The sequence below is a fragment of the Kitasatospora sp. RG8 genome, from assembly GCF_017813315.1.
GTDB lineage: Bacteria > Actinomycetota > Actinomycetes > Streptomycetales > Streptomycetaceae > Kitasatospora.
This window is the reverse complement of record NZ_JAGIYX010000025.1, coordinates 110,144-136,908: the sequence shown is the minus strand read 5'-3', so window position 1 is coordinate 136,908 and position 26,765 is coordinate 110,144. Positions and strand designations below refer to the sequence as shown.

General features: G+C 71.8%; 28 protein-coding genes. 11 read left to right on the top strand and 17 right to left on the bottom strand.

Annotation, left to right across the window (positions count from 1 at the left end):
- Window positions 1-21: 21 nt before the first annotated feature.
- On the bottom strand, window positions 22-1,395 hold the full coding sequence (locus J5Y04_RS30185) for an EF-hand domain-containing protein (RefSeq protein WP_209415564.1): 1,374 nt from the start codon (window positions 1,393-1,395) through the stop codon (window positions 22-24).
- Between the two features lie 94 nt (window positions 1,396-1,489).
- A complete protein-coding gene (locus J5Y04_RS30180; RefSeq protein ID WP_209415563.1) occupies window positions 1,490-2,389 on the bottom strand; it encodes an aldo/keto reductase in 900 nt (299 codons plus the stop codon).
- 57 nt (window positions 2,390-2,446) lie between these two features.
- Here J5Y04_RS30180 and J5Y04_RS30175 point away from each other — a divergent pair, with 57 nt between their 5' ends.
- A complete protein-coding gene (locus J5Y04_RS30175) occupies window positions 2,447-3,124 on the top strand; it encodes a LuxR family transcriptional regulator (RefSeq protein WP_209415562.1) in 678 nt (225 codons plus the stop codon).
- Between the two features lie 108 nt (window positions 3,125-3,232).
- Here J5Y04_RS30175 and J5Y04_RS30170 read toward each other — a convergent pair whose 3' ends face one another.
- The 3 genes from J5Y04_RS30170 to J5Y04_RS30160 form a co-directional block, all read right to left on the bottom strand.
- Entirely contained in the window at window positions 3,233-4,147 is a 915-nt protein-coding gene (locus J5Y04_RS30170) for an LAETG motif-containing sortase-dependent surface protein (protein ID WP_209415561.1), read from the bottom strand.
- A gap of 301 nt (window positions 4,148-4,448) precedes the next feature.
- On the bottom strand, window positions 4,449-5,942 hold the full coding sequence (locus tag J5Y04_RS30165; RefSeq protein WP_209415560.1) for a cell wall metabolism sensor histidine kinase WalK: 1,494 nt from the start codon (window positions 5,940-5,942) through the stop codon (window positions 4,449-4,451).
- Between the two features lie 13 nt (window positions 5,943-5,955).
- Window positions 5,956-6,732, bottom strand: a complete 777-nt coding sequence (locus J5Y04_RS30160; protein ID WP_307853375.1) for a response regulator transcription factor — start codon at window positions 6,730-6,732, stop codon at window positions 5,956-5,958.
- Window positions 6,733-7,432: 700 nt separating this feature from the next.
- Here J5Y04_RS30160 and J5Y04_RS30155 point away from each other — a divergent pair.
- The gene (locus tag J5Y04_RS30155; RefSeq protein WP_209415559.1) at window positions 7,433-9,526 is read left to right on the top strand and encodes a transglycosylase domain-containing protein; all 2,094 of its coding nucleotides are present in this window, start codon (window positions 7,433-7,435) and stop codon (window positions 9,524-9,526) included.
- Between the two features lie 52 nt (window positions 9,527-9,578).
- On the opposite strand, the gene J5Y04_RS30150 is transcribed toward J5Y04_RS30155, so the two are convergent.
- From J5Y04_RS30150 to J5Y04_RS30130, 5 genes are all read right to left on the bottom strand, one after another.
- Entirely contained in the window at window positions 9,579-10,853 is a 1,275-nt protein-coding gene (locus J5Y04_RS30150; protein WP_209415558.1) for a hypothetical protein, read from the bottom strand.
- A 370-nt stretch (window positions 10,854-11,223) separates the two neighbouring features.
- Window positions 11,224-11,844 (bottom strand): DUF5666 domain-containing protein, encoded by a 621-nt coding sequence (locus tag J5Y04_RS30145; RefSeq protein ID WP_209415557.1) that lies wholly within the window; start codon window positions 11,842-11,844, stop codon window positions 11,224-11,226.
- Between the two features lie 77 nt (window positions 11,845-11,921).
- The gene (locus tag J5Y04_RS30140) at window positions 11,922-13,133 is read right to left on the bottom strand and encodes an ABC transporter permease (protein ID WP_209415556.1); all 1,212 of its coding nucleotides are present in this window, start codon (window positions 13,131-13,133) and stop codon (window positions 11,922-11,924) included.
- A complete protein-coding gene (locus J5Y04_RS30135; protein ID WP_209415555.1) occupies window positions 13,130-13,948 on the bottom strand; it encodes an ABC transporter ATP-binding protein in 819 nt (272 codons plus the stop codon). Before J5Y04_RS30135 ends, J5Y04_RS30140 begins: the two co-directional genes overlap by 4 nt.
- A complete protein-coding gene (locus tag J5Y04_RS30130) occupies window positions 13,945-15,318 on the bottom strand; it encodes an efflux RND transporter periplasmic adaptor subunit (protein WP_209415554.1) in 1,374 nt (457 codons plus the stop codon). Before J5Y04_RS30130 ends, J5Y04_RS30135 begins: the two co-directional genes overlap by 4 nt.
- 405 nt (window positions 15,319-15,723) lie before the next feature.
- Between J5Y04_RS30130 and J5Y04_RS30125 the strand changes: the two genes are divergently transcribed.
- The 3 genes from J5Y04_RS30125 to J5Y04_RS30115 all read left to right on the top strand — a co-directional run bounded on the left by J5Y04_RS30125 (window position 15,724) and on the right by J5Y04_RS30115 (window position 18,162).
- Complete coding sequence (locus J5Y04_RS30125; protein WP_209415553.1) at window positions 15,724-16,392, top strand: DUF4097 family beta strand repeat-containing protein; 669 nt, start codon at window positions 15,724-15,726, stop codon at window positions 16,390-16,392.
- A 116-nt stretch (window positions 16,393-16,508) separates the two neighbouring features.
- Window positions 16,509-17,312 (top strand): alpha/beta fold hydrolase, encoded by an 804-nt coding sequence (locus J5Y04_RS30120; protein ID WP_209415552.1) that lies wholly within the window; start codon window positions 16,509-16,511, stop codon window positions 17,310-17,312.
- A gap of 328 nt (window positions 17,313-17,640) precedes the next feature.
- On the top strand, window positions 17,641-18,162 hold the full coding sequence (locus tag J5Y04_RS30115) for a hypothetical protein (protein WP_209415551.1): 522 nt from the start codon (window positions 17,641-17,643) through the stop codon (window positions 18,160-18,162).
- A gap of 99 nt (window positions 18,163-18,261) precedes the next feature.
- Here J5Y04_RS30115 and J5Y04_RS30110 read toward each other — a convergent pair whose 3' ends face one another.
- From J5Y04_RS30110 to J5Y04_RS30100, 3 genes are all read right to left on the bottom strand, one after another.
- Window positions 18,262-19,341 (bottom strand): LAETG motif-containing sortase-dependent surface protein, encoded by a 1,080-nt coding sequence (locus J5Y04_RS30110; protein WP_209415550.1) that lies wholly within the window; start codon window positions 19,339-19,341, stop codon window positions 18,262-18,264.
- A 331-nt stretch (window positions 19,342-19,672) separates the two neighbouring features.
- On the bottom strand, window positions 19,673-20,200 hold the full coding sequence (locus tag J5Y04_RS30105; RefSeq protein ID WP_209415549.1) for a DUF6879 family protein: 528 nt from the start codon (window positions 20,198-20,200) through the stop codon (window positions 19,673-19,675).
- Window positions 20,184-20,375, bottom strand: a complete 192-nt coding sequence (locus tag J5Y04_RS30100) for a hypothetical protein (protein ID WP_148644874.1) — start codon at window positions 20,373-20,375, stop codon at window positions 20,184-20,186. Before J5Y04_RS30100 ends, J5Y04_RS30105 begins: the two co-directional genes overlap by 17 nt.
- A gap of 428 nt (window positions 20,376-20,803) precedes the next feature.
- On the opposite strand from J5Y04_RS30100, the gene J5Y04_RS30095 reads away from it, so the two are divergent.
- Entirely contained in the window at window positions 20,804-21,448 is a 645-nt protein-coding gene (locus J5Y04_RS30095; RefSeq protein WP_209415548.1) for a dihydrofolate reductase family protein, read from the top strand.
- Between the two features lie 90 nt (window positions 21,449-21,538).
- Here the strand turns inward: J5Y04_RS30095 and J5Y04_RS30090 are convergent, their stop codons facing one another.
- From J5Y04_RS30090 to J5Y04_RS30080, 3 genes are all read right to left on the bottom strand, one after another.
- On the bottom strand, window positions 21,539-21,742 hold the full coding sequence (locus tag J5Y04_RS30090) for a DUF397 domain-containing protein (protein ID WP_209415547.1): 204 nt from the start codon (window positions 21,740-21,742) through the stop codon (window positions 21,539-21,541).
- 233 nt (window positions 21,743-21,975) lie between these two features.
- On the bottom strand, window positions 21,976-22,179 hold the full coding sequence (locus tag J5Y04_RS30085; protein WP_209415546.1) for a DUF397 domain-containing protein: 204 nt from the start codon (window positions 22,177-22,179) through the stop codon (window positions 21,976-21,978).
- A 1-nt stretch (window position 22,180) separates the two neighbouring features.
- Window positions 22,181-23,041, bottom strand: coding sequence for a helix-turn-helix transcriptional regulator (locus J5Y04_RS30080; protein ID WP_256463578.1), 861 nt, complete (start codon window positions 23,039-23,041; stop codon window positions 22,181-22,183).
- A gap of 307 nt (window positions 23,042-23,348) precedes the next feature.
- Here J5Y04_RS30080 and J5Y04_RS30075 point away from each other — a divergent pair, with 307 nt between their 5' ends.
- From J5Y04_RS30075 to J5Y04_RS30055, 5 genes are all read left to right on the top strand, one after another.
- Complete coding sequence (locus J5Y04_RS30075; protein WP_209415544.1) at window positions 23,349-23,717, top strand: ATP-binding protein; 369 nt, start codon at window positions 23,349-23,351, stop codon at window positions 23,715-23,717.
- On the top strand, window positions 23,714-23,971 hold the full coding sequence (locus tag J5Y04_RS30070; protein ID WP_209413745.1) for a hypothetical protein: 258 nt from the start codon (window positions 23,714-23,716) through the stop codon (window positions 23,969-23,971). Before J5Y04_RS30075 ends, J5Y04_RS30070 begins: the two co-directional genes overlap by 4 nt.
- Complete coding sequence (locus J5Y04_RS30065; protein WP_209415543.1) at window positions 23,959-24,201, top strand: hypothetical protein; 243 nt, start codon at window positions 23,959-23,961, stop codon at window positions 24,199-24,201. The genes J5Y04_RS30070 and J5Y04_RS30065 overlap by 13 nt, the downstream gene beginning before the upstream one ends.
- Window positions 24,198-24,521 (top strand): hypothetical protein, encoded by a 324-nt coding sequence (locus tag J5Y04_RS30060; RefSeq protein ID WP_209415542.1) that lies wholly within the window; start codon window positions 24,198-24,200, stop codon window positions 24,519-24,521. Before J5Y04_RS30065 ends, J5Y04_RS30060 begins: the two co-directional genes overlap by 4 nt.
- A gap of 274 nt (window positions 24,522-24,795) precedes the next feature.
- Entirely contained in the window at window positions 24,796-25,752 is a 957-nt protein-coding gene (locus J5Y04_RS30055) for an LAETG motif-containing sortase-dependent surface protein (protein WP_209415541.1), read from the top strand.
- 85 nt (window positions 25,753-25,837) lie between these two features.
- Here the strand turns inward: J5Y04_RS30055 and J5Y04_RS30050 are convergent, their stop codons facing one another.
- Entirely contained in the window at window positions 25,838-26,749 is a 912-nt protein-coding gene (locus J5Y04_RS30050; RefSeq protein WP_209415540.1) for a helix-turn-helix domain-containing protein, read from the bottom strand.
- Window positions 26,750-26,765 lie beyond the last annotated feature (16 nt).

Below are 26,765 nucleotides of genomic sequence, written 5' to 3'. Positions count from 1 at the left end.
GGTGGGCGCGGGCGGGCGCGGTCAGGGCCGCCCGAGCAGATGCGTTCCGGCGGTCGAGGGGCCGCGGGCGGTGAAGTACTCGGTGAACCCGCGGAGGAACTCCACCTCGGTGATGACACCGTCCCCGTCCACGTCCAACTGCCGGAATCCGTGGGAGAGTTCGGCAGGATGCACACGCCGCCCGCCGAACACCGCCCGGTACTCGTCGGCATCGAGGGTGCCGCTGCCGTCGGTGTCGGCGGCGGCGAAGACGGCACGCAGCGCGGGCAGCAGGCCGCGTTCGAGGTACTCGGGGTCGCGGTCGCAGCCGGCCAGGGTCGCGGCGACGAACTCGGCCCGGTCGATCCGCCCGTCGCCGTCGGTGTCCATGGTCGCGCGGAGCTGCCCCCACCAGTCCTCGAAGGCGGCGCGGACGCGGTCCTCGGCCTCCTCGGTGAGCTCAAGCTGCCAGCAGACGTTGTGCGCCATGGCCTGGAGGTCGTGTGCGGTGACGTAGCCGTCGCCCGTCTGGTCGAGGACCTGGTCGAAGAACCGGTCCAGCCGGGGCGGCCGGGTGTCCTCCCGGGGCGGGCGGCGCCGGGGCGGCACGACCGGCCGCCGGAAGCGGTAGCGGCGCTGCTCGGGCAGCCTGGTCATCAGTGCCCGGCCGCCGTGGTGCAGCAACCGGGAGAGCAGCGCCGCGCGGCGGGTGCGGACCAGGCCGAAGCGCTCGCGGTAGACGGCCGGGAGGTCGGCGACGGTGAGGGTGGTGACGACCCGGGCGGCGACCGCCCGCAGCAGCCGCCAGCCGGCCGGCCCGAGCCAGTGCAGCCGCCGCGGGCAGGGCGCCTCGTGCAGCATCTCGTACAGCAGGTGGCGCGCCTGGTCGGTGAACTCCAGCTGCTCGCGCGCCATCGTGCGGAAGTAGCCGGGGAGTTCGGCCGCCGTGCGCGGCAGGGCGCCCTCGGGAAGCCGGAACGCGGCGACGACCGCGGTGAACTCCCCGTACACCGCTTCCAGTTCGGTCGCGGTGTACGGGTCCCCGCTCAACTCGCGCATGGCGACGACGGATTCGAAGAGGGTGAGGAGCACCCAGGCCCGGGTGGCCGGGTCGTGGGAGTCGTACGGCCGGCCGTCCGGGGTGGTGCCGCGGATCCGCCGGTGGGCGCGGTCGAGCCGCCCGACCTCGCGGTGCAGCGCCTCCTCGTCGGCCTGGAACAGCTGTTGGCCGCTGCCCATGGTGTGCTCGACCCGCCGCCAGGGGTGGCCGCGGTAGGTGGAGTGCTCGGTCATCCCGGCCGAGACCACCGGGTGGGAGGCCTGGAGGACCAGCAGCCGCCAGGCCACGAGCGCGACCCGCCACTCACTGAGATCGCGCCGGAAGGAAACGCCCGGCCCGGGCGGCGGCAGCGGCATCGGAACGGCCCTTCGTCGTTCTGCGGATTCCCCGTCGGCGGCGGCCTTCCCGCTGGGCCGACGGGAAAACTCCCCCAGAATTAGACGGATTTACCTACTGCCCCTGGGAGACGGCAGCGAGCCCCTGGGCCAGCGCACCCAACTCCGCGAGGTCCTCCGGAGCCAGGCGCAGCGAGGCCGCGGCCACGTTCTCGTCCAGGTGGGCCGGCGAGGAGGTGCCCGGGATGGCCAGGACCGCCGGTGAGACGGCGAGCAGCCAGGCCAGCATCACCTGGGCCCGGGTGGCCCCGTGCCGCTCGGCGACCCGCCGGAGCGCCGGGTGGTCGGGCACGCCGGTGCCGCCGAGCGGGAAGAACGGGACGAAGCCGATGCCCCGGGCCTCGCAGTCCGCCAGCATCCCGTCGCCGTGCTCGGTGTCCAGGACGCTGAACTTGTTCTGCACCGCGACCACCGGCGCGATCGCCTCCGCCTCGGCGAGCTGCGCCGCGTTGACGTTGCTGACGCCGAGGTGCCGGATCAGTCCCTCCTCGCGCATCGCGGCCAGGGCCTCGAAGGGCGCGGAGATCGACGACTGGGTGGGCATCCGCCGCAGGTACACCAGGTCGAGCCGGTCCACGCCCAGCTCCCGCAGGTTGCGGTGGACGGCCTCCCGCAGCTCCGCCGGGCCGGCCGGGTTCATCCAGGTGCCGTCGGGCTCGCGGCCCGGGCCGACCTTGGTGGCGATCACCAGGTTCTCCGGGTACGGGTACAGGGCCTCCCGGATCAGCGTGTTGGCGAAGACGTCCCGGAAGAAGTAGAACCACGCGGTGTCGATGTGGTCGATGCCGAGCTCGACCGCCCGGCGCAGCACGGCACGGCTCTGCTCGGGATCGCAGGCCGGGCCCTGCCAGTCCCGCATGGGCAGCTTCATCGCGCCGAAGCCCATCCGGGACACCGGCAGGTCGCCGCCGAGGAGCAGGGAACCGGACGCGGTGACATGAGGTGAGGTCGTCATGGCATCAAGCCTCCGGCGCGCTCGCCAACCCGCCGTCCGATCTGGCAGCTTGCTGCCATGAGTACCGATCCGATCATCACCCTGCACGGCGAGGAGGAGCTCGTCCGGCTCGCCGGCCACCTCTTCGTCGGCTCCCGCGAGGAGTTCCTGGTCGCGGCCGCCGACCTGGTGACCTGGTCCCCCGGCGTCAACGCAGCCTTCCGCGAGGGCAAGCGGCCGCACGTCGTCCCCGGCCTCACCATGCGCAAGCTGTACACCCGGCGGGCGATGGCCGACCCGGAGTCGGTGCGGCGGCTGCTGCGGATCTCCGCCTCCGGCATCGAGGTCCGGATCTGCGACGGACCGCTGGCCCGCGAGGCGATCATCATCGACCGGCGCACGGCGATCCTGGCCGGCGCCCCGGTACGCGGCGTCCGGACGTACACCGTGGTGCACTCGCCGGAGGTCGTCGACGGCGTCCGCTCCCTGTTCCGCGCCACCTGGGAGACCGCCACCGACCTCGCCGACTGCGCCGCCCCGCCGGACCTCAGCGAGCAGGCCCGGCACATCCTGCGCACCCTCGCCGCCGGCCACACCGACGAGACCGGAGCCCGCCTGCTCGGCCTCTCGCTGCGCACCTACCGCCGCCGCGTCGCCGAGGTCATGACCGCCCTCGGCGCCACCTCCCGCTTCCAGGCGGGCCTGCTGGCCCAGGGCCTGGCAGGGGAGGGCGTCAGCCCCGACGACCGCCGGTGACCTCCGGTGGAACAGCTCTGCGCGGAACGCCGTGGGGGAGGCCGGTGCACCGGCCTCCCCCACGGCGTCGAGTTCGCGGCCGCCTCCCGAACGGGCGCGAACGGGTGGTCAGGCGGACTGACCGGCCTTGCGGCGGGAGACGTACACGGCCGCGGCGCCCAGGCTGATGGCGAGGCCCGCGCCCAGCGCGAGGTACGGGGTGGCCGGGTTCGAACCGGTCTCGGCCAGCTCGGCGGCCGAGGTGGTCGAGGTGGTCGAGGTGGTCGAGGTGGTCGAGGTGGTCGTCTTCGCCGAGGTGGCGGTCGTGCTCGTGGTGCTGCTCCTGGTGGTGCTCGTGTCGCCGGCCGTCGTGACGGCGGTGTCCGCGACCGGGGTGACGGCGCCCGGCTGCTGGGTGCCGGTGGAGTCGGCGGGGGCCGGCGGAGTGTCCTCCTTGGCGGGCTGCTGCGCGGCGGCGGCCTTGGCGTCGGCGAGGACCTTGTCGGCGGTGGCCTTGGCGGCTGCGGCGGCCTTCTTGGCCTCGCCCAGCGTGTACAGCTTCCGGAGTTCGGCGACCCTGGCGTCGTCGAGGGCGTTGCCGGCGGCGGTCCTGGCCTTCTCCGCGGTGGCGTTGGCGGCGTCGGCGGCCTTGGCCGCCTCGGTGGCCTTGTGCAGGCGGGTCAGGATGGCGACCCGCTCGTCCTCCGTGGTCGCCGGGTCGTCGAGCTTCGCGGTGGCGGCGGTGGCCGCGGCCAGCTCCTTGTCGGCGGCGGCCTTGGCGGCGGCGGTCTCCTTGGCGGCGGCCCGGGCCGCTTCGAGCTTGCCCAGGTAGGGCTGCGAGTCGTTCATGAAGGCCTCGACCTTGGCCTGCTGTGCGGCCTCGGCGGCAACGGCCGCGTCGTACGCCGTGGCGGCGTCGGCGGCGGCCTTCTCCAGTGCGGCGATCGAAGCCGTGTCGTTCTGGGTCCGGGTCGTCGAAGCCGGTGCCGCGAAGGCGGGTGCCGCGGAGAACACGGCGGCGGGCGAGACCACGGCGGCGATCATGGCAGCCGAAACCAGAGTACGGCGGAGGTTCACGGTGATCCCTTTCGGATCGAAGAACAGCAAAAGCCGTTGTCAGAGCGGTCATTACCGCTCAGCGGGCCGATCTTATGCATACGGGTTCTGTACGCTCCATGCCGATTTCCAGCAAGGAGGGAACCGCCGGACTTCCTGGTTCGCAACGGAACTGACGTCATGCCAGGCGCGGCAGGGCCCAGCGGGCCCGCGGGTGAATCAGCGATGGCATCCCGGCAACCGCGACCCGGCAGCCGCGTCCCGACAACGGCGACCCGGCGACGGCGCCTCACCGCTGGTGCGGGAGCTCCACGCGGAAGGTGGCGCCGGTGCCGGGCGCGGTGTGCAGGGTGAGGGTGCCGCCGTGCGCGTGGGTGAGGGCGGTGGCGATGGCGAGGCCGAGGCCGGCGCCGCCGCCGTCGTGGCGGCTGCGGGAGGCGTCGACCCGGTAGAAGCGGTGGAAGACCAGGGCGGCCTGGTCGGCGGTGAGGCCGGGGCCGGAGTCGGCGACCTCCAGCAGGCAGAGGCCGTCCGCGGTGCCGACGCCGATCCGGACCGGGGTGCCGGGCGGGGTGTGCTTGACGGCGTTGCCGACCAGGTTGGTGACCACCTGCCGCAGCCGGGCCTCGTCACCGAGGACGGGCGCCGGGCCGGGGGCACCCGTCCCCGCGGGGCCGGTGAGGGCGACCGGGCGGGACGGGTCGAGGGCGGTGAGGTCGTGCAGGGCGTCCGCGGCGAGGGTGCGCAGGTCCATCGGGGCCAGGTCGAGCGGGCGCTCCTCGTCGATCCGGGCGAGCACCAGCAGGTCCTCGACCAGGGTGCCCATCCGGACGGCCTCGTTCTCGATCCGGGCCATCGTCCGCCGGACGTCGGCGTCGGTGGGCAGCGCGCCCATCCGGTACAGCTCGGCGAAGCCGCGGATGCCGGCCAGCGGGGTGCGCAGCTCGTGCGAGGCGTCGGCGACGAACCGCCGCATCCGCGCCTCGGACTCGGCGCGGGCGGCGAACGCGGCCTCGATCTGGGTGAGCATGCCGTTGAGCGCGATGGAGAGCCGGCCGACCTCGGTGGTCGGCGGGAGGGCGGGCATCCGGTGGGAGAGCTCGCCGGAGGCGATCAGTTCGGCGCCCGCCTCGATCCGGCGCAGCGGTCGCAGCCCGGCCCGGACGGCGAAGAACCCGAGCACCGCGATCAGCACCAGCACCGCGCCGCCGATTCCGAGGAAGGCGGTGCGCAGCCGTCCGACGGTGGCGTCGATGTCCTCGCGGGAGACGGCGACCATCAGGTACGCGGGGGTGGGGGTCGGCGCGGCGAAGGCGCTGGCCGGGGCGGACTGCCGCTGGAGCGGCAGGAGCAGCGCCCGCCAGGTGCGCTGGCCGCGCTGGTCGGGCAGGTCGAACGGGGTGTCGGCGGTGGTGGCCGCCGGGTCGAGCCCGGCCAGCTGCGGTGCCGGGTCGTTGTCGGAGACGGGCTGGCGGACGACCTGCTGGACCTTGCCGTCACCCGAGAGGTACTCGACGAGGTACTGGCTCGGCAGTGCCGCCAGGTAGTTCGGGGCGGACCGCCTGCCGGTGACGGACGGCTGCCTGTTGTCCGGCCAGGTGATCCGGCCGGGGGCGCGCTTCGAGAGCGGTTCGGCGAAGCGCTGGAGCTGCTCGTCGAGCCGCTGCACCAGCTGCATCCGGACGGTGCCGAGCACGACGGTGTCGCTGACGGCGAGCCCGGTGGTGACCAGGGCGAGTACCAGGACGAGCAGCCGGGCGCGCAGGGACAGCCGGGTGAGCATCGGAGGGGTTCCGTCAGTTCTGCGGGGGTCGGCGCAGCGCGTAGCCGATGCCGCGCACCGTGTGGATGAGCTTGGGGCCGTGGGCCGGCCCGGAGTCGAGCTTACGGCGCAGGTAGGAGATGTAGGACTCGACGATGGAGAGGTCGCCGCCGAAGTCGTACGCCCAGACGTGGTCGAGGATCTGCGCCTTGGAGACCACCCGGCCGACGTTGGCCATCAGGTAGTGCAGCAGCTTGAACTCGGTGGGGGAGAGCGCGACGGAGGTGCCGCCGCGGGTGACCTCGTGGGCGACCGGGTCGAGGGTGAGGTCGGCGACGACCAGCCGGCCGTCCTCGGTGGGGCCGCCGGCCCGGCGCAGGATGGCGCGGATCCGGGCGATCAGCTCCTCCAGACTGAACGGCTTGGTGACGTAGTCGTCGGCCCCGGCCGCGAGGCCCTGGACCTTGTCGCCGACGCCGTCCTTGGCGGTGAGGAAGAGCACCGGCAGGTGGTCGCCGTGGTGACCGTGGGCGGGGCCGGTGATCTGGCCGCGGCTGGTCTGCTCGCGCAGCCGCTCGACCACGGTGAAGCCGTCGAGGTCGGGGAGCATGACGTCGAGGACGACCAGGTCGGGGCGTTCGGCGGCGATCAGGTCGAGCGCCTCGGTGCCGCTGGCGGCGGAGGCGACCCGGAAACCGGAGAACCGGAGCGAGGCGGAGAGCAGCTCGCGGATGTTGGGTTCGTCGTCGACGACGAGGAGGAACGCCTCCCCCGGGCCGCCGGCCACCGCGGAGGTTCCTGGTGTGGACACAGTGCCTTGCACGGGGGTTCTGCCTCCCGGTCGGACGATGGTGTTCAGCTTGAGGCTAGCCCGGGGAGGCTATGCGCCATCGATGAATGTTGGATTAACACCTTATCGGGCGGAATCGAACGGACAGGCCTGGCGAGCGGCCTTCGATGGTGTGCGCACGGGCGGGGACGCCCCGGGCACCCCCGGCGCCCCGGGGGACGCCTGCGGCCAGGGAGGGCCTCCGGCGGGCGGGCGGCGGCCGGTGGCCCTGACGGTCCACGGAGCGGGCTCACGGGCGGCCTCCCTCACGGGGCCGTCCGTGCGGTTCGGGCGGACGACGCACCCCGGCGGACCGCGGCCGCCCGGGATGTGACGTACGCCACCCCGCCGTTCGGCCACCGGTCGCCGCCTTCCTCCGCCGCTGCCGTTCTCTGCCGCCGTTCTCTGCCGCCGCCGCTTTCCGTCACCGACGGGACGACCGGCCCGGCGGACGCCGCCGAGGGGCGCACCGCCGGAGCGACCGCACCCGGCGCCGTCGGCGCGATCCAGGCGGTCCACGCCGTCCGCCCGGGCGGCCCGGCAGGCCAGGGGCCGCCCGCAGCCGCGGCCGCGGCGTCGCCCGCGCGGCCAACGGCTCTGCGGGGGTGCGCGGTTGAGATCGCCACCCGGCCGCCCCGCGCAGTATGACCGTGATCACATCCGGCCCTGGCGAGCCGTCGCGATGCCGCCCCCACCGCGTCTGCGTCTTCGGGGGTCTGTTCACGAACGGCTAGGAGGCCGGACTGTGCGTGCTCAGCAAGGGGCCGAGAAGGAGAAGCCCGGACAGCGGCGGTGGCGCCCGCTGCTGCGGATCGACTACCCGCGCAGAGGGCGGCGCGGAGTCCGTCGCTGGCTCCCGTCCTGGCGGCAGCTGCTCCTGGTCGCGGCGGCCGGGGCGGCGGTCCTGACGGGATGGCTGGCCTGGTTCTTCGTGAACACCGAGGTCCCGGAGGACATGAACTCCTTCGCCACCCAGCAGAACAACGTCTACTACTGGGCGGACGGCACCGAGATGGCGCGGATCGGCGAGGTCAACCGGCAGGACGTGCCGCTCGACCGGGTGCCGGAGCCGGTGCAGTGGGCCGTACTGGCCGCCGAGAACGAGACCTTCTACTCGGATCCGGGGATCTCGTTCACCGGCATCGGCCGCGCGGTCTACCAGATGGGCTCGGGCGGCGACACCCAGGGCGGCTCGACCATCACCCAGCAGTACGTCAAGAACAGCTATCTGAACCAGCGTCAGGACATGTCCCGCAAGCTCAGCGAGATCGTCATCGCGATCAAACTGGACCACCGGATGAGCAAGCGGGACATCCTGACCGGCTATCTGAACACCAGTTGGTTCGGGCGCGGCAGCTACGGCATCGAACGCGCCGCGGCGGCGTACTACGGCAAGGACGTCTCGCAGCTCGATCCGAGCGAGGGCGCCTTCCTGGCAGCCCTGCTGAAGGGGGCCGGGCAGTTCGATCCGGCGCTCAGCGCGGACAACCACCGGCGGGCCGAGGACCGGTGGTCCTGGATCCTGGACCGGATGGTGGAGGTCGGCAAGCTCTCCGCGGCCGAGCGCGCCAAGTACACGGTGTTCCCCGAGCCCCGGCCCCAGCCGAAGGCGGCCGGACTGAGCGGCCAGGTCGGGTACCTGGTGGACATGGCCAGGAACTACGTGGAGGGCCACAGCGACATCACGGCGGCCCAGTTCGACCTCGGCGGCCACCAGATACACACCACGTTCGAGAAGCCGAGGGTCGACGCCCTGGCCGCCGCGGTGCAGGACGCCACCAAGGGGATCGACCCCGCCAACCGCGACGCCGACCGGTTCCTGCGGGTCGGCGCCGCCTCGGTGGCCCCCGACGGGAGGATCGTCGCGCTCTACGGCGGCCCCGACTACCTGAAGCAGGGCTTCAACAACGCCAACACCTCCTCGGTGCCGATCGGTTCGGCCTTCACCCCGCTGGTGTACGCCGCCGGGCTCAGCCAGGGCGTGCAGCGCCAACGGGACGGCGGCCGCACCCCGGTGCTGCCCACCACCACCTACAACGGCAACAACGGGGTGAACGTGATGACCCCGGAGGGGCCGTACTGGGGGCGCGACGGGAAGATCGTGAAGACCGCCAACGACGGCAGGCGGGACTGGGGCACGGTCACCCTGAGGAGCGCGGTGGAGCAGTCCGTCAACGGGCCCATGATGCAGCTCGGCATGGATGTCGGCCTGGACCGCGTGCAGAAGACCGCCGCGGACCTGGGCCTGCTCCCGGCCAGCATCGGCGAGCTGGTGCCGGCCTTCGGGGTCGGGAACTCCACGCCGAGCGCGATCAGGACCGCCGACGCGTACGCCGCCTTCGCGGCGGGAGGCAGCCACACGGACCCCTACTCGGTGCTCGGCATCACCCGCAACCGCGCGCCGCTCGCGCTGCGCCTGCCGACCGCCGTGCAGGCGCTGACCCCGGCGGCCGCCGGGGAGGTGGACGCGGCGCTCAAGGACGCGGTCCGCACCGGGAGCGCCACGCCGGCGGCCGGGGCCGGGCCGGACCTGGCCGGGAAGCCCGGTACCACTGCGGACCGCACGGCGGGGTGGTTCGTCGGCTACAACGGGCAGGTGTCCACGGCCGTCACCGTCTTCCGGGCGGACCTGAAGGACATGAAGCTGCTCTCGCTGGAGGGGGTGGGCGGCGCGGCCCCGGACACCCCGGACTCCGAGCTGCCCACCCGGATCTGGACCTCGTACATGAGGACGGCCGGCGGCCAGGAGAGCCGGGCGGATGCGAGTCGCCGGTAGGGGCGGCCGGGCGGCGCGGGCGGCAGCGGGCCCCGCGGCCGCCCGGGCCGGGTCACTTGACCAGGCGCGCCCAGTCGGCCGGCTGCCCGGGGTCCAGCTGGCGCAGCTTGTCGAGCACCTTGGGGTCCTGGGCGTCCAGCCAGTCGGCGACCTGGCGGAACGAGACGCAGCGGACGCCGTCGCGTTTGCAGATGCTCTTCATCACGTCCTCGATGGCCTGCATGTAGATGCCGCCGTTCCAGGTCTCGAAGTGGTTCCCGATGAAGAGCGGGGCCCGGCTGCCGTTGTAGACCCGCTCGAAGCCGGCGAGGTAGGTGTCCCGGGTCTCCTTCTCCCACGCGGCGTACTTCTTCGGGTCGCCCTTGGTGCTGTCCCCGGACTGGCCGGCGAGGAAGTTGAAGTCCATCGCGAGGCCCTGGGTCGACCTGCCCGGGTAGGGCAGCAGCTGGAGCGGGAAGTTCCAGATGCCCTCCTTCTTGCCGGGCCAGACCTGGAACTCGCCCGGCGAGCTGGCGTCGTACCGGAAGCCGGCCGCCTTCTCGGCCGGGAGCAGGGCCTTCTGGCCCTCCAGGCAGGGTGCGCGGCCTCCGACCAGCTCCTTGGTGTAGTCGAAGGGCAGCGGTGGGAGGTCCTTGAAGCCGGTGTTGGTCTTCCAGTTGGTGACGAAGGAGACCGCCTGGTCGAGCTCGCTCTTCCACTCCTCGGTGGTCCAGGCGCCGCCGCCCTTGTCGCCGCAGAAGTGCCCGTTGAAGTGGGTGCCGATCTCGTTCCCGGCCTGCCAGGCCAGGCGCACCTGCTCCAGGGTGTCCTTGATGTGGGCGTCGGTGGCGAAGTCGATGGAGGCCGCGCCGACGTCGTGCTGCGGCGGACGGTAGAGCGCGCGCCGGGACTTGGGCACGGTGTAGATGCCGCTGAGGAAGAACGTCATCCGGGCGTCGTTCTCCTCGCCCAGCTTCCGGAAGCGCGAGAACAGGTGGTCGTCGCCCTCCAGCGCCCCGTCCCAGGAGAACACCACGAACTGCGGCGGCTTCTCGCCGGGCTTCAGCTTCTCGGGCGTGGGCTGGCGGGGCTGCGGACCGGTGTAGGAGGTGGAACCGTCGCCGAGCACCTTGACCTGGCCGTCCCAGGTCGGCGAGGGGCCGGCGCTCGGACTGCCGTCGGGGCCGGTGCCGGGGCTGCCGGACGGCGTGTCGCTCGGGCCGGGTGTAGGGGTCGAGGCAGTGACGTCGGCGGCGGTCGGTCTGTCCTGGCGGGAGTCTCCCGTGGCCAGGGTGGCCGCGACGACCCCCACTGCCAGCAGGACGGCCACGCCGCGAACAGTCCGCACCGTTCCCTCGCTTCTCCGACACAAGTCAGATGATGTTCGGAAATTTCAGCCTTACAGTTCGATCATCAGAACACTTTGTTCGATAGCTGTCGAGGCGGAGACACCCCGGGCGGCCGGATTACCACGGTCTAACTGCCCTGTCGCGCAAGGAATCTGACGACGGATGGGCTTTTCGGGCAGGTCCTCCGACCTCGGCGTCCGGGCCGATCGGGCAACCGCCGGCCCGAACGTCGACAGGAGCGTCGGCAGGAGGCCGTGCAGGTCCGGCCCGGGTGACCGGCCCTTCGGCCGCCGGACGGGCCGCGCAGACGCGCGAAGGCCCCCGCCCACCAGGGGCGAGGGCCTCGCGAAACGTCCGGAGGCTGCGGGGTCAGCCGCCGGACGGGCCTCGGTTCCCGCCGCCGAAGCCGCCCGCCCCGCCGAAGCCGGAGGCGCCCTCGACGAGCTGGGTGGCGTTGTAGCCGCCGTTCGCGTCCGGCGTGCCCATCACGGTGACGCTCTGGCCGGGCTGGAGGTCGGTGACCTTGCCCTCCTTGTTGAGCTGCACCTTGGTGGCGTCGCCGGTGGTCACCTTGACGGTGTTGCCGTTGGCGTCGGTGAGGTAGACCGTGGTGCCGTCGACGGCCTTGACCGTGCCGCGGGTGAAGCCGCCCTGGCCGCCGGCGCCCGGACCGCCCTGGCCCGCGCCCTGGCCGCCCTGGCCGTTGCGGCGGTTGCCGTTCTGGCCGGGGGCCGCGCCGGGCCCACGCTGCTGCTGGCCGCCGGCGGCGACCGCCCGGCCGGACCCGCCGGAGCCGTTGTCCTTCTCGTACCAGACACCGCCCGCGAAGGCGGCCGTGGCGATCACCGCACCCCCCAGGGCGAGGCTCAGCCAGGGCAGCTTGCGGCGCGGGGGCGCGGCCAGTTCCGCGGTGACGTCCCGGGCGTCCGGCGCGGTGGAGAGCAGGGTGACCTGCTCGGCCGGGGTGCGCGGCTCGTTCTCGTTGCTCATGGGTGTCTCGTCCTACTCGTGGGCTGCTCGTGGGCTGCTCGTGGGCTGCTCGTGGGCTGCGTACGGGCTGCGCGTGGTCACTCGTGCCGGAGGGCGTCGATCGGGCGCAGCGAGGCGGCCCGGTTGGCGGGGTAACTGCCGAAGAACAACCCGATGGCGACGGCGATGCCGAACGCACCGAGCACCGATTCGGGGATCACCACCGGCTTGATGCCGACGATGCTGAAGTGGGAGCCGGCGATCCCGGTCAGCACGCCGAGCCCGGCGCCGATCACCGAGAGCAGGGTGGACTCGGTGAGGAACTGCCCGAGGATCACCCCGCGCGGCGCGCCGAGCGCCTTGCGGATGCCGATCTCCCTGGTCCGCTCGGTGACGGTGACCAGCATGATGTTGGTGATGCCGATCCCGCCGACCAGCAGCGAGATCGCGGCCACGGCCCCCAGCAGCACCGTGAAGGTCTTCGTGGTGGACTCGCGGGCGGTGAGCAGCGAGGCCTGGTTGCTGATCCGGAAGTCCGCCTTGCTCGGGTCGGCGATCGCGTGGGTGCCGAGCAGCACCCGGGTGATCTCGGACTGCGCCTCGGTGGTGGTGTCCGCGGAGGTGGCCTGCACCAGGATCTGGTTGACCGAGCCGAAGCCGGTGAAGGCGTTCTGCACGGTCGGCAGCGGGGCGATCACCACGTCGTCCGGGTCGGTGAAGCCGGTGCCGCCCTTGGCCTGGAGCACGCCGACCACGGTGAGCGGGGTGCCGCCGACGGTGATCTGCTTGCCGACCGGGTCGGCGGTGGCGAACAGCTGCTTGGCGGTGGTGGCGCCGAGCACGGCGACCTTCCGGGAGCCGAGCACGTCGTCGTTGGAGAAGTACTCGCCGTGGCCGATCTTCTGGTTGGCCGTCTCGAAGTACGCCGGGTAGGTGCCGACGATCGAGCCCGGGCTGTACGAGATGTCTTTGTACAGCGCGGTGCCGCTGGTCGTGACCACCGGCGCGACGGACTTGATCGCGGTCGCCTCGGTGTCGCTCGCCAGCGCCTTGGCGTCGGCGACCGTGAGCTTCTTCGTGGTGGACGCGGTGCGCGAGCCGCCGAAGGACGCGCCGGAGCTGACCGTCAGCGAGTTGGTGCCGAGCGAGGTGATCGACTCCTTGACCGCCTCCGAGGAGCCGTTGCCGACCGCGAGCAGCAGGATCACCGACGCGACGCCGATCAGCACCCCGAGCATGGTCAGGGCGGAGCGCACCTTGTTCGCCGCCAGGCCGCCGACGGCGAAGCGGAGCATCTGCCAGAGGATCACGCGAGCACCCCCCGGGCCTCGGACGCGGCGCGCAGGGCGGGCGGCGGCCCCTCCACCGGGGCCTGCCGGACGTCGCTGATGATCGCGCCGTCGACCAGCCGGAGCACCCGCTTGGCGTGCAGCGCGACCTCGTCCTCGTGGGTGATCAACACGACCGTGCGGCCGGTCGCGTTGAGGCCGTCGATGATCGCCAGCACCTCCTCGGTCGAGCGGCTGTCCAGGTTTCCGGTGGGCTCGTCGGCGAGCAGCATCGCCGGGGCGGTGACCAGGGCCCGGGCCACCGCGACGCGCTGCTGCTGACCGCCGGAGAGCTCGTTGGGCCGGTGCCCGGCGCGCTCGGCCAGGCCGACCAGCGACAGCGCGGCCAGCGCCCGGCGGCGCCGTTCGGCGGCCCGCACGCCCGCGTAGGCGAGCGGCAGCTCGACCTGGGCGAGCGCGGTGGTGCGGGGGACGAGGTTGAAGGACTGGAAGATGAAGCCGATCTTGCGGTTGCGGACCAGGGAGAGCTGCTGCTCGTCCAGGTGTCCGACGTCGATGCCGTCCAGCAGGTAGCGGCCCGAGGTCGGGACGTCCAGGCAGCCCAGGATGTTCATCAGGGTGGACTTGCCGGAGCCCGAACTGCCCATCACCGCGACGAAGTCGCCCTGCTCGATGTCCAGGCCGACGCCCAACGGCTCCCCGGTGGCCGGGTCGGACGGGCCGCGCAGCGCGTGCACGGTGGCGTCGCCGTGTCCGTAGGACTTGGTCAGGCTGCGGATCTGGATGACCGGCGGTGGTGCGGAGGGCACCCGGTTGTCGATGACGTGGCGCCTCATCCGCGGTTACCGCCTCGGCCCGCGCCGCCGCCACCGGCACCGCCGGCGGCGCCCCCGATCCCGGCCACGCCGGCGCCGCCCGCTCCGCCGCCCCGGCCGCCGTTCGCGCCCGGGAAGGAGCCGTTCGGGAAGCCGTTGGTGCCGCTGGTGGTGGCGAGTTCGACCTTGTCGCCCTCCTTCAGACCGGAGACCACCTGCACGGTGGTGTCGCCCTCGACGCCCACGCCGACGTCGACCCGCTCGGTCGTCCCGTCCGGGTGCACCACGGTCGCGGTCCGGCTGCTGCCGGTGCCGGCCAGCGCCGCGGTGGGCAGCGAGAGGGCGTTGTCGGCCTCGCCGGTGACCACCGAGACGGTCGCGCTGAGCCCGGTCCGCAGCTTGCTGGTGTCCCCGGTGATCTGCAGCGTCGCCGCGTACTGGACGGCGGCCGCGCCGCCGCTGCCGCCGCTGCTCGCGGGGAGCGAACTGACCGACAGCACGGTGGCGTTGAGCTTGGTGTCGGACTGCGCGTTCAGGGTGACGGTGGCCGCCTCGCCCTTCTTCAGCTTGAGCGAGTCCAGCTCGGAGAAGTTGGCACTGACCTGCATCCCGGTCGGGTTGGTCAGCACGATGAAGCCGCTCGGGGCGGCCGAAGTCGTGCTGCTGCCGGTGGACTTGGCGCTTCCCGAGGCGGTTGAGGTCCCCCCGCCCACGGTGTCGCCGGCCTTGCCCGAGATGGACGCGACCGTACCGTCCACCGAGGCGGTGAGCGTCGTCCCGGCCAGCGCCGCCTGGGCGTTGGAGAGGTTGGTCTGCGCGGTGGCCACCTGCTGCTGGGCCTGGGCCACCGCGGCGTCGTCCACCTTGGTGGTGGTGATGGTGGTGGTCTGCGGAGCGGGCGCACTGCTCGCGCCCGCTCCGCGTTCCCCACCGCCCGCGCCGCCGCCACCGCTGGACGGCTGCGCGGTCGCCGGGATCTGCTGGGTCGTCGTGGTGGTGACCCCGGCCTGGGCCTTGGTGAGGTTGGCGTTCGCCGTGTTCAGTGCGGACTGCGCGGCGTCCACCTGCTGCTGGGCGGTCGTGGTGTCGACGGTCGCCAGCACCTGCCCCTTCTTGACGCTGTCGCCCACCGCGACCTTGACGGCGGTGAGCTTCCCGCCCGTGGTGAAGTCCTGGGCCGCGTCGGTGGGCGAGGCCAGGGTGCCCGTTCCGGACACCGTGGCCAGGACCGTGCCCTTGGCCACGGTCGCGGTCCGGACCTGGGCCTTTCCGGACGACTTCTCGGTACCGCTGTCCAACGTGGTGTACGCCAGAGCCACGGCGCCCACCAGGGCCACGCCGAGCGCGGAGTTCAGGAGGACGGCACCACGCCGTCGCGGGAGGACCTTCATGGCAGACAGCTTCCAGGGGCGCTCTTGCGGAGTCCTGGGCGCGCGCTGGGAGAACGCTGACCGGCCGAATCCGGGCATCCCGGGATGATCCACCCTGCTCACACGGTCGGCTTGGCGTGCCGCTGGCCGTCCGTTGACCGGACTCCCAGCAGACTCCCAGCCACCCCCAGCCATCCGGGAGGCCGCGACAGGCGCCCCGGGAGACCCCGGCCTGGCGCTCACCTCCATTTCATTGCAACGACTAGTTGACCATCATTGCATTAATTCGACTTTCATTGCAACGATTATCATGTCTTGACCTGCGCTGATATGAATCTTTCGCAACGTACCTGTTGCCAGATCCATGAACGCAACGTAGCTTTTGCGAAGTCAGAAACGCCAAGCCCGATCAGACAGGACAGTCCGATGCAGAAGTTCGACACCGCCGCCCCGATCGCCGTCGTCCTGGACGTCCCCGCCGGACGCATCCGCCTCGTCGCCGCCGACCGGGCCGACACCACCGTCGAGATCCTCCCCGCCAACGCCGCCAAGAGCCGCGACGTGAAGGCGGCCGAGCAGATGACCGTCGAATACGCCGACGGCGTCCTGCGGATCGAGGCCCCCGCGGCCAGGGACCGGATGCTCGGCAACTCCGGAGCCGTCGCGGTCACCGTCCAGCTGCCCGCCGGCTCCCGCGTCGAGGCGAAGACCGCCAGCGCCGAGATCCGCGGCGTCGGACGCCTCGGCGACGTCACCCTCGACAGCGCCCAGGGCACGGTCGAGCTCGACGAGACCGACAACGCCACCGTCACCCTCCAGGCTGGCGGCATCAGGATCGGCCGGCTCGGCGGCCCCGCCCGCATCACCACCCGGCAGGGCGACATCGACATCGCCGAGGCCGTCCGCGGCACCGTCGAACTGCGCACCGAGGCCGGCGACATCACGGTCGGCGCCGCCCCCGAGGCCTCCGCCTCCCTGGACGCCGGCACCGCCCACGGCCGCATCCACAACGCGCTGAGGAACACCGACGGCGCGGCAGGGCTGAACATCCACGCGAGCACCTCCTACGGCGACATCACCGCCCGCAGCCTCTGAAGCACCCCCGGACCGAAGAGGCCCGCCAGAGCGCCAGGTTGCGCGGCCGCACCTCCTGCGGCGACATCACCGCCCACCATCCCCGATCACGCACTGACACCGGAAGAAGGCAACACATGACCAGCGAGCAGTCCGCCTGGACCGGCATGGTGGCGATCGACGACACCGCGCTGGCCGTGACCGACACCGGCGGGCCCGGCCGTCCCGTCGTCTACCTCAACGGCTCCTACGCCGACCAGTCGCACTGGCGGCGGGTCATCGCCGACCTCGGCGGCGACTACCGGCACATCACCTACGACGAGCGCGCCCGGGGCAGGTCGAGGCGCGCCACGGACTACTCGTTCGAGGCGTGCATGCGCGACCTCGACGCCGTCCTCACCGCCAGGGGCGTGGACCGGCCGATCCTGGTGGGCTGGTCCTACGGCGCCATGCTCGCCATGCACTGGGCCGCCCGGCACCCGGACCGCGCCTCGGGGGTGGTGTCCGTGGACGGCGCCCTGCCGCACGAGTGGCTCGACGACGCCGCCCGGGAACAGATCCGCAGGCTGTTCCGCCGGATGAGCCCGCTGTTCCCGATCGCCCGCCCGCTCGGCCTGGCCGCGCGGATGAGCGCCGCGCAACACGCCGAGATCAACATCGAGGCCAACGAGCTCTGCGCGCCCGCCGCCCTCGACCCGGTCTTCGACCGTCTGACCGCACCGGCCCGCTACGTGCTCGCCACCGGCGGCAACCTGGGCGGCGACGCGAAGTTGATGGAACAGATCCGCGCCAACCTCGACCCGGTGCTCGCCCGCAACCCGAACATCCGGGTCAGCGCGAAGGTCGCGAGCAACCACTCCAAGATCCTGCGCAACGACTTCCGGGCCGTCGCCGACGCGGTGCGCGAACTCGCTGCCGTCCGCGACCACCAGGCCGCCTGAGCCGTGGCGACCGGGTCGACGGGCCCACACCCCCGGGCAGACCGCCGGGACCCCGTCCGGCGCCCGCAGAGCGGCACCGGGTGCGCGGACAGGTCGTCCCGGAGCAGCACCGACACCAGGGCCGGCACCGGCGCCGGCGCGGCGACCCGACTGGCAGCCGGGTCGGACCGGTGCTTCCATGAAACGTGCCGCAGTGACCGTGCATCTCGTGAATGCGCCCGAGGCCGGACCGCTCATCCCTTGCCACCCGATCTCCGTCCGGTCCGGCTTTCTCTGCGGGAGACCCCGGAACGCATACCGGTCCCCGGGGTGCCGAAGGGAGCCGTTCATGGCCACGTACGCCAAAGAGCCGTCCACCTGCGAGTCCGAGATCCTGTTCATCGGAACCACCGGGCTCAGACACCCCACCGGCCACCCCGACACCGTGGAGATGTACATCGACGTCGTGGCGCCCGACCACTGGAGCACCACGTACTTCGAAGAGGTCTCGCTCTACGTCGAGATCCTGACGGCGGGCGTGAAGCTGGCCCCCGGCGCTGCCGACGGCAACGCGACCGTCGGTGAATGGTCGGTCTGGGAGGGCGGCCAGTGGGTCGTCAAGGAGCCGGCCCGACCGCCCACGGATCGACTGCGACTGAGGCGGTTCAACGAACGCGTGACGGGTGGCGGCATCAACGGCCTGACCATCTACTTCGGCGTCACGGGCCTCCCCGAGGCCGGAGCGCTGGAGCTGAACGCCTACTGCGATGCGATCAAGGCCGTGTCCGAAACGAAGAGTTGCAGGATCCACATGCAGGACTTCCACGTGGGCCAGCAGCTGACGGGGTTCCTGGGCCGAACCCCCGCGTGAACGACCGGCCCGGCGGGTGCGCCTCGCACGGCGCCTCGCCGCACAGCACGGGGGCGGGGGACGCCGACCGTCCGGCCGGCGTCCACCGCCCCGCCCCCGCTACGCGGCTGCGCCGCCCTTGCGGCGGCGGAGCAGCACGACGGCGGCGGTGCCGGCCAGCAGCGTGGCCGCGCCGACGCCCGCGATCACCGGCGTCGCGGAGGACGACCCGGTCTCGGCGAGCCGCCCGGCGACCGGGAGCTGGGTCCGCTCGTTGCGCGGGACGTCCTTGCCCGCCTTGGTGACACCCGGCAGGGCCGCCGCGTCCGCGGGGGTCACCGGGGTGGGCTTGGCGTCCTCCGGCTTCCCGGCCGGGGTGCCGGCGGCGTTGACGGTGAACTTGAAGAGGTTCACGTGGCCGAAGTCGCAGTCGCCGTTCTCGCTGAGCGAGTAGCCGCTGGTGAGGAAGAAGCCGTTGGCGGTGGGGGCCTTGGCGTCGGCCTTGATCCGCATCTTGGCCTCGACGTACTCGCCGGCCTTGATGGTGCGGGCGGTGGCGAAGAAGCCCCACTCGTCGTAGCGGTAGGCGTTCTTCCACTGCTTGGCGGCGGAGTCGTACCACTCGACGGTGACCAGCAGCTCGCTGACGTCCTTGACCGCGAGGCCGTCGGTGCCCATGTGCAGGTCCAGGTCGACCTGGGTGAGGGTCTGGGACGTGGTGTTGCTCGCGCGGTAGGTGAACTCGTGCCAGCCGGAGCCGGCTTCGAGCTTGGAGGGCAGGCCGGGCAGCGAGGTGTCGATCGGCCGCTTGTCGGCGACGGGCCAGTTCTTGCACTCGCTGGGGAAGGCGGTCTTGAGGTCCGACGGCGTCGCGCCGGAGGTCGGCGTGGACGGCCCGGCGGACGGCGAGGCCGAGCCGGTGGAGGCGCCCGCGGAGGGGGTGCCCTTGGGCGGCTTGGTCGCGGAGGCGGAGGCGGAGGCGGACGGCGAGGCCGATCCGGTGGGTGCGGCGGCCGAGGGCGAGCCCGACGCGGCCGGCGAGGCCGGGGCGGCGGACGTGGCCGAGGCGGAGGGGCTCGCGCTGGACGTGGCGGTGGGGCCGGTGGTCGCGGTCGCGGAGGCGGCCGGGGCGGTCGCCAGCGCGACCGAACCCAGGACCACCGCGGTCGCGGCCGACGCCCAGACACGGCGGAGGTTCATCAGCGTTTTCGCTCTTTCCGAGTGAAGGAAGGTTCCCTCTCTGACCGGTGGGGCCAGAGTGAACCGGTTGGACGTCGGTTAGACCGTCCGGACGCCGATTGGTTGTAGACGATAGGTCAGTTGATAGCCAGATCACACGAAGGCGCCACGGCAGCCGCCGCACCCGGGGCGGCCCGGTGCAGGCATCGCCGCACGACTCGAACATCCCCGTTCTCGGTCAAAGCCGGACACTTCGGTCGTTCCCGGCCGCTGCTCGGGAGCAGGAAGTCGGACCCACCGACTTCCTGCTCCGGAGGAGGTTCCCGCAGCGCCGTCCCGAGCCGACTCCTGTTCACTTGCCGTACTCTGCCCACCACTCCGTGAACGGCACGGAATGCGCCATCACGGTGTCACGACACGCTCTGAATTCGTCGACCCTGCTGCCGCCGAGGAATTCCGCCCCAAGATACTTGCCGTTGCCCTCGTAGCTCATCGCGGCCACAGTCTCGTCGTCGAAGAGCCAGAAGTCCGTCGCCTCCGGAGTTGGATTCTCCCGGCTGGTGGTGTCGAGAATGAAGAACTCTTCTCCGGCCGCCATGTTCCGGTGATATCCCCATGCAAGTTCGAATCGCAGATAGTCGGTGAGCGGGCGCGAAAGGATGTGAACGCGGTACATGCGCTTTCCGGCTCGCGTGGCGTCCGCCACCGTCTTGACCCAGCCGGCGGTCCTGTAGTCCTCCGGCTGCTCCTCACCCGCAAGGAATGCGCGGTAAGCGTCCACTCCGCCGGACTGGCTGTAGTCGTCCAACGTTTCCAGCCGAAACGCCTCTCGACTGAACTGCGAGAGCCATTCTCCGAGGGTCCTAGATGAGGTTGTCACGGACGGCCTTTCGGATGAGCTCGACGGGAATCTCCACCAGCGTCTCGTGAGCCGGAATCCGGAGATCGTGCTCTGTCACCCGCTCGCCTTGGACGGCGAGCGTGCCCCGGTCCGTCAGGTAGAGAGTCGGGCACTCACCCTCATCACAGGACCCTACGAGCCGTGTCAGCTCCACTGTTGCCTCCTCGCTCGGTCTCCTGTCGATGCTCCCGAAGCGACCGGGGCGCGGGCAAGGGGTTCAGGTTTCCGATACTGGAAACAGGCCCAACTTCGAACGGGTACTCGGAAGTTCATGAACCGCCACGCCGCTCACTCGGCGAGGGCCGCAGGAACGATTCGGCGCGCGGGTTCGCAGCGTGGTGGTCGATGAGACCACCGTCGTCGGCCGCGCGGAGAACGACCAGGCTCCGACCAGTGCGGCCCCTCCGCCGTCCTTGCCCGAACCGCCGGCGATGACTGCGGCCGGAGGGAAATCGGTGGCCGAGAAGGTGCGTCGGGTTGGCAGTTGTGACGTCCGCACCGGTTGGATGCAGGTGGACGTCCACCCGACCCCTGGCCGGACGCGGACGGGTTCCCCGGCCAGGACAACGCAGGAGGAACGACGTGGCTCAGCTCCTGAGAGTTCAGAACTTCAACGTCTCCAGTGACGGAATCGGTGCCGGCGAGGACCAGAGCCTGGAGAATCCTTTCGGCCACATCCGACCCGAGAGGCTGTTCGCCTGGGCCGGCGCCACGGCGAGCTGGCCCATGCGCACCGACCCCGGGGGAAGCCGGGGCCTCGACGACCACTTCACGCGGGACTACGCGCGCAACATCGGCGCCGAGATCATGGGCCGCAACAAGTTCGGTCCCCAGCGCGGGCCGTGGCAGGACCACGAGTGGCGCGGCTGGTGGGGGGACGAGCCGCCGTTCCGCACCCCGGTGTTCGTCATGACCCACCACGAGCGTCCTTCGTTCACGCTCTCCGACACCACCTTCCACTTCGTCGACGGCGACCCGGCCGCGGTCCTCGAACAGGCGCGGGAGGCGGCGCAGGGCAAGGACGTCCGGCTCGGCGGCGGGGTCAGCACCATCCGGCAGTTCCTCGACGCCGACCTCGTCGACACCATGCACGTGGCGGTCTCGCCGGTGAAGCTCGGGACCGGACTGCGGCTCTGGGAGTCACCCGACGAGCTGCTCGACCGGTTCCAGCTTGAGGTCGTGCCCAGCCCGAGCGGCGTGACGCACCACCTGTTCTGGCGAAAGTGACACGAGGCCCAGTCGAGGGCTGGGAGCGCGGCTGATCAGGGTGCACTGCGGCCCCCTCGCGCGGTAAGCGCGAGGGGGCCGCAACTGGGCTCAGGAGGCGAGATCGCCGTGGTGGTCGAACTCGCCATCCTTGATGCCCTGGAGGAACGCGGCGAACCTGCCGGGGGCGGTGCGGAGAATGAGGTCGCCGTCGTCGGACTCGCGGAGCTCGACCAGGCCGTCCAGTGTGCGGACCTCGACGCAGTCACCACCAGAGCTACTGAAGCTCGACTTCTGCCAGGTGTGCTGAGACATGAGCGCCCTCCTTGGAGCAGCAACGGATAGCCGGAGACCCGGAAGCCCTACGAAACATGGTCTCCCCGGTGAGTCCGATGTCGAACCAACTCTTGGTGGCTGCACTGCGCCCGGGCAGAAGGTTGCCGCTCTCGGCCCGTTAGGGGCGCGCAAGGAGCGAGTCACTGCGAACGCGACTGATCATGATGTGCCGCGGCCCCTCGCACGAACCGCGCGAGGGGCCGCAGCGGGGTTCAGGAGGCGAGATCGCCGTGGTGGTCGAACTCGCCGGCCTTGATGCCCTGGAGGAACGTGGCGAACCTGCCGGGGGCGGTGCGGAGGATGAGGTCGCCGTCGTCGGACTCGCGGAGTTCGACCAGGCCGTTGGCTGTACGCACCTCGACGCAGTTGTCACTGGAGCTACTGAAGGACGACTTCTGCCATTTATTCTGAAACATCTCAGTCTTTCAAGTTTCGAACCGTCTCGTGGATCATGCTTCGCGACTCTTCCTCGGTGAGTGCCGCCTTTTCGATACGGTCGAAGATGGCGCGATAGGACGCAAGCTCGCTCGGATCGTCGAAGAAGACGGGACCTCGCGAGGACTCCATCTCGACCGTATCGAGCTCTGGAACCTCACCGAAGCTGTAGATGATGCTCTCGATCGGCCCTGGGTGGGTGTGCACATTGAAGGGGATCACGCGGATGCTTATGCTGCCCCGGAGGGAGTCATCGATCATGCGTCGAAGCTGGTCGCGCAGGACTTCGGTGCCGCCGAATCGGGTGAGGAGGCTGGACTCGTGCACGTACGCCTCCAACTTCTTCTGGGGACTTCGGAGAAAGGCGCTTCTGCGCTGAGTGCGGAAGGCGGTGTGTAGATCGATCTCGTCGGCCGTGAGGCTGGGGATCCTCCGACCGAACATCCCTTTCACGTAGTCACTGGTCTGGAGCAATCCCGGCAGGAACGCTGACGTCCAAACCCTGATCGTCCCTGCGGCAAAGTCCTCATGCTCCGCGGATTCGAGGAAGATGCCGGGCAGGTGGCTTCGGTACTCCTCCCACCATCCCTTCGTTCGGCCCTGCGTCATGCTGCCGAGCGCGTCGATGAGCGACTGATTGGTACAGCCACAGGCTTCGGCGATCGTGCGGAGCCGCTCTGCGCTGACGCTGGTCTTCCCGCTCTCCATCTGGGTCACCTGTGCGGCACTCACGCCGAGTGCGCGAGCGAGCTGGCTTCCACCAAGGCCGGCTTGCTCTCGCATCCTCCTCACCTCGGCGCCCAGGCGGCGCTGACGAAAGGTTGGGTTCTGGCGACCTGGCATGACGTCCTCTCAGCTTTCCGTGGGATCAGTGTGCCGTGCGGCCCTCAAGCCGAGCCACCGGTCCCACGGGAGAGGTAACTTCACCGAAGGCTACCTAAATTTAAGTTCTGGTGCGTTATGGTCGTCCCAGGTCGATCCGATGGATCGTCAGTAACGCCTGTTTCCGGGGCAGTAGGCGCCTGCTGCCCGCGCACCGCAGAGCAGCCACGCGTGGCATCCACCAGCCCCGCCCTGGCCTGGCTCACGGCGACGATTCCGCCGGTGAACACCGAATCCCACTCCACTCAGCCTCGTCCGGAGGTTCCTCATGTGTGCCTTCAACCCGCCCGACTGGTCCGCCGCCCGCGCCGAGCTGCGGGACGCGCTCGCCGCCGCGTCCTGGCCGCCGGACCTCATCCACGATGCCGAACTCGCCCTGTGCGAGCTGTACGTCAACGCCTGGCGCCACGGCGGCAGCCCGGCGCCCCTGGTCGTCGTCCTGCTGCTGAACCGGACCCTGCGGGTCTCGGTCGCCGACGACAGCCCCGACCTGCCCGAACCCCGCACGTCCGCCGACCCCTACGAGCTGTCCGGGCGCGGTCTGCGCCTCGTCCGCTCGCTCACCCACCGCTTCGGTGCCGAGGCGCGCAAGCACGGCGGCAAGGTGGTCTGGTTCGAGCTGGAGGTGGCCGCGTGACCGGCCCCCGCATCCCGCTCTCGCCCGACGACCCCCGCATGCACGACTACACCGACGCCCACGTCACCGCCCTGCTGCGCGAACTCCACGAACGCGGCGCCGGGTTCGGCATCCAGTGGGGCTCCGCCACCACCCACCACAGCACCGTCGACGGCCGCATCCTCGTCAACTTCGGCCACGCCCCCGTCGCCACCCTCCTCAACCTCCTCCACCTGCTGTCCGACACGGGGAGGGAGCAGTCGTGGGAGTCCTGATCCCGAGGGCCGGCCAGGCCGTCGTCCGCACCGAGCGCACCACCGTCCACTACCTCGCCGTCGAACGCGTCCCCGACGCGGCCCTGCAGCTCCGCGCCGCCGTCGACCTCGACGTCCACGCCGCACCCGGCGAGCAGCTCGCCCTGCCGCTCACCCGCGAGCAGGCCGAGGAGCTCCTCCACACCCTCGCCGCCCACCTCGGCCACCGCGTGATCGGCATCCGCCGATGAGAACCGGCACCGCGAGCTTCCTCGTCGGCGCGGCGTTCGCCGCCCTCCTCGCCCTCGCGATCGCCACCGTCGCCCTCGGCGTCGTCACCGCCCTCAAGGTCAACGACCAGACCCACACCGCCGGGCCCCCGTCCCCGATCACCCGCCACGGCCGCTGGGAACTGCGCAGGCTCCCCGACGGCACCCGTGAGTACGCCTGGATCGCCCGCCAGGCCGGCCACTACGGCCCCGAACTCCCCCCACCACCCACCACCCCCGGCCCCGCCCCTGGTCGGCACCGCACCACCCCCGGCCGCGGCCGGCACCGCATACCCGGCTGAGCAGCCCACGCGAAGGCCCCCGCCCACCCCGGGCCGGGGCCTCGCCGGTCCCCGGCCCCGGCCGCAACCCGCCGGACGACCGGCCACCCCACCCCGCTGCCGGGCCCCTCCGGAAGGTTCCGAAAAAAGTTTTGAAACCACCTGCAACCCCCGGCGGGGATGCACGTCTATACGGATGAAGGCACGGAGAGCGAGACCGGCAAACGCAAGGCCGGGGGGAGCTACCGCTGGACGACAGCGGGCAGCCGGCCGTCTTCACCACACCATCCGCACCATGACCCTGGGGATTCACGTCATGCGCAAGTCCGTTATGCCCTCGATCGCGAAGAACGTCCGCTCGATCTCCGGCCGCCGCCGCCTCGCCACCCTCGCCGCCACCGTCGTCCTCGCCGGCTCCGTCCAGCTGATGACCGCCGAGAGCTCCTGGGCCTGCGGCGACACCCGCCTCGGCGGCCCGCAGGCCGCCGCCAGCGGCCCCGGCATCACCGAGATCAACCCCGACGCCGCCTTCGTCTCCGGCAAGTCCAGCGTCGCCGCGGACGGCAAGTGGAACGAGGTCGCCGTCAAGGTCACCAACAAGACCGGCATCGACGCCCACGGCGTGCAGCCCACCTTCGGCATCCACGCCCCCGGCACCGCCGCCCTGCGCACCTCGGACGTCCACATCCAGTGGCTCGACTACACCAACACCTGGAAGGACCTGGCCTCGGCCCCCGGCTGCTCCAACACCGTCGACGCCGACTTCACCCAGCGCCAGCGCCTGGACAACGGCTCCTCCATCACCTTCAAGTTCCGCTACTCCCTCGCCCCCAGCACCCCCAAGGGCGTCACCAAGATCCAGCTCGTCACCGACGCCTTCCGCCCCGGCGGCGAGGCCAACGGCGCCACCGACATGAAGACCGTCAACGTCACCCGCGCCCAGAGCACCCCGGACACCAAGCCCACCACCGCGGCCAAGCCCAGCACCAAGCCCGCCCCGGCCAAGCCCGTCGAGGACAAGACCCCCGCCCCGACCACGCCCGCCCCGACCAGCACCGCCACCAAGGCCCCGGCCGCGACGCCGACCGCCACCCCCTCGGCCCCGGCCACCACCGCGCCGGCCGGCACCCCCGAGCTCGCCCACACCGGCTCCAGCTCCTCCAACGGCTTCCTCGCCGCCACCGCCGCCGCCCTCGTCGCCCTCGGCGCCGGCGCCCTGATCGCCGTGCGCCGGCTGCGTCCCCAGCGCTAACCGGCACGCACGGAACCCGAAGGGGCCCTTCTTCGCACGGCGGTGCGAAGAAGGGCCCCTTCACCGTTCCCGGACCGACCCCGGATCAGTCACCCACCGGACTCCCCGCGGGCTCCCAGCCGTCCACGGCCATCCGGGAGGCCGCCATCGCACCGGCCGCCAGCAGTCGCAGGCCCGCCTCGGACGCCGTGCCGGGGGCGGCGCTGAAGAGCAGCATCCGGTGTCCGGACGCCTCCGGCAGCGGCAGCGCCTCGAAGTCCAGCGCCAGCTCCCCCACCACCGGGTGCCGGAACTCCTTGCGGCCGAACAGGCAGTCGTGCACCGGGTGGCGGGACCACAGCTCCGCGAACTCCGCGCTCTTCATCGACAACTCGCCGATGAGCTCCGCCAGCTGCCGGTCCTCCTGGTGGCGCCCGGCGGCCAGCCGCAGGAACGCCACCTGGGCCCGGGCCTCGGTCTCCCACCGGGGGTACAGCGCCCGGGTGCGCGGGTCGAGGAAGAGCAGCCGGGAGAGGTTGGGCCGGTCCGCCGCCCGCTCGGGCGCGGCCGCGTCGAGGTGCCCGGCCAGCAGGGCGTGGCCGAGCGGGTTCCAGGCCAGCACCTCGTTGCGCCGCCCGACCGCCACCGCCGGGACGTCGGTCATCGCCGCGATCAGCTGCCGCACGGCCGGCCGGGCCCGTTCGAAGCGCTCGGCGGCGCCCCGGCCCTTCGCCGGACGGCCCGGGCGGGCCAGGTTCCGCAGGTGGGCGTGCTCGTCGGCGTCGAGGCGCAGCGCCCGGGCGACGGCGTCCAGCACCTCGTCGGAGACGTTGCGGCCCTGTCCCTGTTCCAGCCGCGTGTAGTAGGTGATGCTGACGCCCGCCAGCTGGGCCAGCTCCTCGCGTCGCAGGCCGGGCACCCGCCGCCTCGTCCCGTACGCGGTCAGGCCGACGTCCTCGGGTTGCAGCCGGGCGCGGCGGGTGCGCAGGAACTCGCTCAGCTCTGCCGGATTGTCCATGCGTCCAGTGAACACG

Bases quoted from the DNA above. Each gene is read 5' to 3' on its own strand.
- J5Y04_RS30185 (WP_209415564.1), bottom strand. From the start codon at position 1,395: ATGCCGCTGCCGCCGCCCGGGCCGGGCGTTTCCTTCCGGCGCGATCTC.
- J5Y04_RS30180 (WP_209415563.1), bottom strand. From the start codon at position 2,389: ATGACGACCTCACCTCATGTCACCGCGTCCGGTTCCCTGCTCCTCGGC.
- J5Y04_RS30175 (WP_209415562.1), top strand. From the start codon at position 2,447: ATGAGTACCGATCCGATCATCACCCTGCACGGCGAGGAGGAGCTCGTC.
- J5Y04_RS30170 (WP_209415561.1), bottom strand. From the start codon at position 4,147: ATGATCGCCGCCGTGGTCTCGCCCGCCGCCGTGTTCTCCGCGGCACCC.
- J5Y04_RS30165 (WP_209415560.1), bottom strand. From the start codon at position 5,942: ATGCTCACCCGGCTGTCCCTGCGCGCCCGGCTGCTCGTCCTGGTACTC.
- J5Y04_RS30155 (WP_209415559.1), top strand. From the start codon at position 7,433: ATGCCGCCCCCACCGCGTCTGCGTCTTCGGGGGTCTGTTCACGAACGG.
- J5Y04_RS30145 (WP_209415557.1), bottom strand. From the start codon at position 11,844: ATGAGCAACGAGAACGAGCCGCGCACCCCGGCCGAGCAGGTCACCCTG.
- J5Y04_RS30135 (WP_209415555.1), bottom strand. From the start codon at position 13,948: ATGAGGCGCCACGTCATCGACAACCGGGTGCCCTCCGCACCACCGCCG.
- J5Y04_RS30130 (WP_209415554.1), bottom strand. From the start codon at position 15,318: ATGAAGGTCCTCCCGCGACGGCGTGGTGCCGTCCTCCTGAACTCCGCG.
- J5Y04_RS30125 (WP_209415553.1), top strand. From the start codon at position 15,724: ATGCAGAAGTTCGACACCGCCGCCCCGATCGCCGTCGTCCTGGACGTC.
- J5Y04_RS30120 (WP_209415552.1), top strand. From the start codon at position 16,509: ATGACCAGCGAGCAGTCCGCCTGGACCGGCATGGTGGCGATCGACGAC.
- J5Y04_RS30115 (WP_209415551.1), top strand. From the start codon at position 17,641: ATGGCCACGTACGCCAAAGAGCCGTCCACCTGCGAGTCCGAGATCCTG.
- J5Y04_RS30110 (WP_209415550.1), bottom strand. From the start codon at position 19,341: ATGAACCTCCGCCGTGTCTGGGCGTCGGCCGCGACCGCGGTGGTCCTG.
- J5Y04_RS30090 (WP_209415547.1), bottom strand. From the start codon at position 21,742: ATGTCTCAGCACACCTGGCAGAAGTCGAGCTTCAGTAGCTCTGGTGGT.
- J5Y04_RS30085 (WP_209415546.1), bottom strand. From the start codon at position 22,179: ATGTTTCAGAATAAATGGCAGAAGTCGTCCTTCAGTAGCTCCAGTGAC.
- J5Y04_RS30080 (WP_256463578.1), bottom strand. From the start codon at position 23,041: ATGCCAGGTCGCCAGAACCCAACCTTTCGTCAGCGCCGCCTGGGCGCC.
- J5Y04_RS30075 (WP_209415544.1), top strand. From the start codon at position 23,349: ATGTGTGCCTTCAACCCGCCCGACTGGTCCGCCGCCCGCGCCGAGCTG.
- J5Y04_RS30060 (WP_209415542.1), top strand. From the start codon at position 24,198: ATGAGAACCGGCACCGCGAGCTTCCTCGTCGGCGCGGCGTTCGCCGCC.
- J5Y04_RS30055 (WP_209415541.1), top strand. From the start codon at position 24,796: ATGACCCTGGGGATTCACGTCATGCGCAAGTCCGTTATGCCCTCGATC.
- J5Y04_RS30050 (WP_209415540.1), bottom strand. From the start codon at position 26,749: ATGGACAATCCGGCAGAGCTGAGCGAGTTCCTGCGCACCCGCCGCGCC.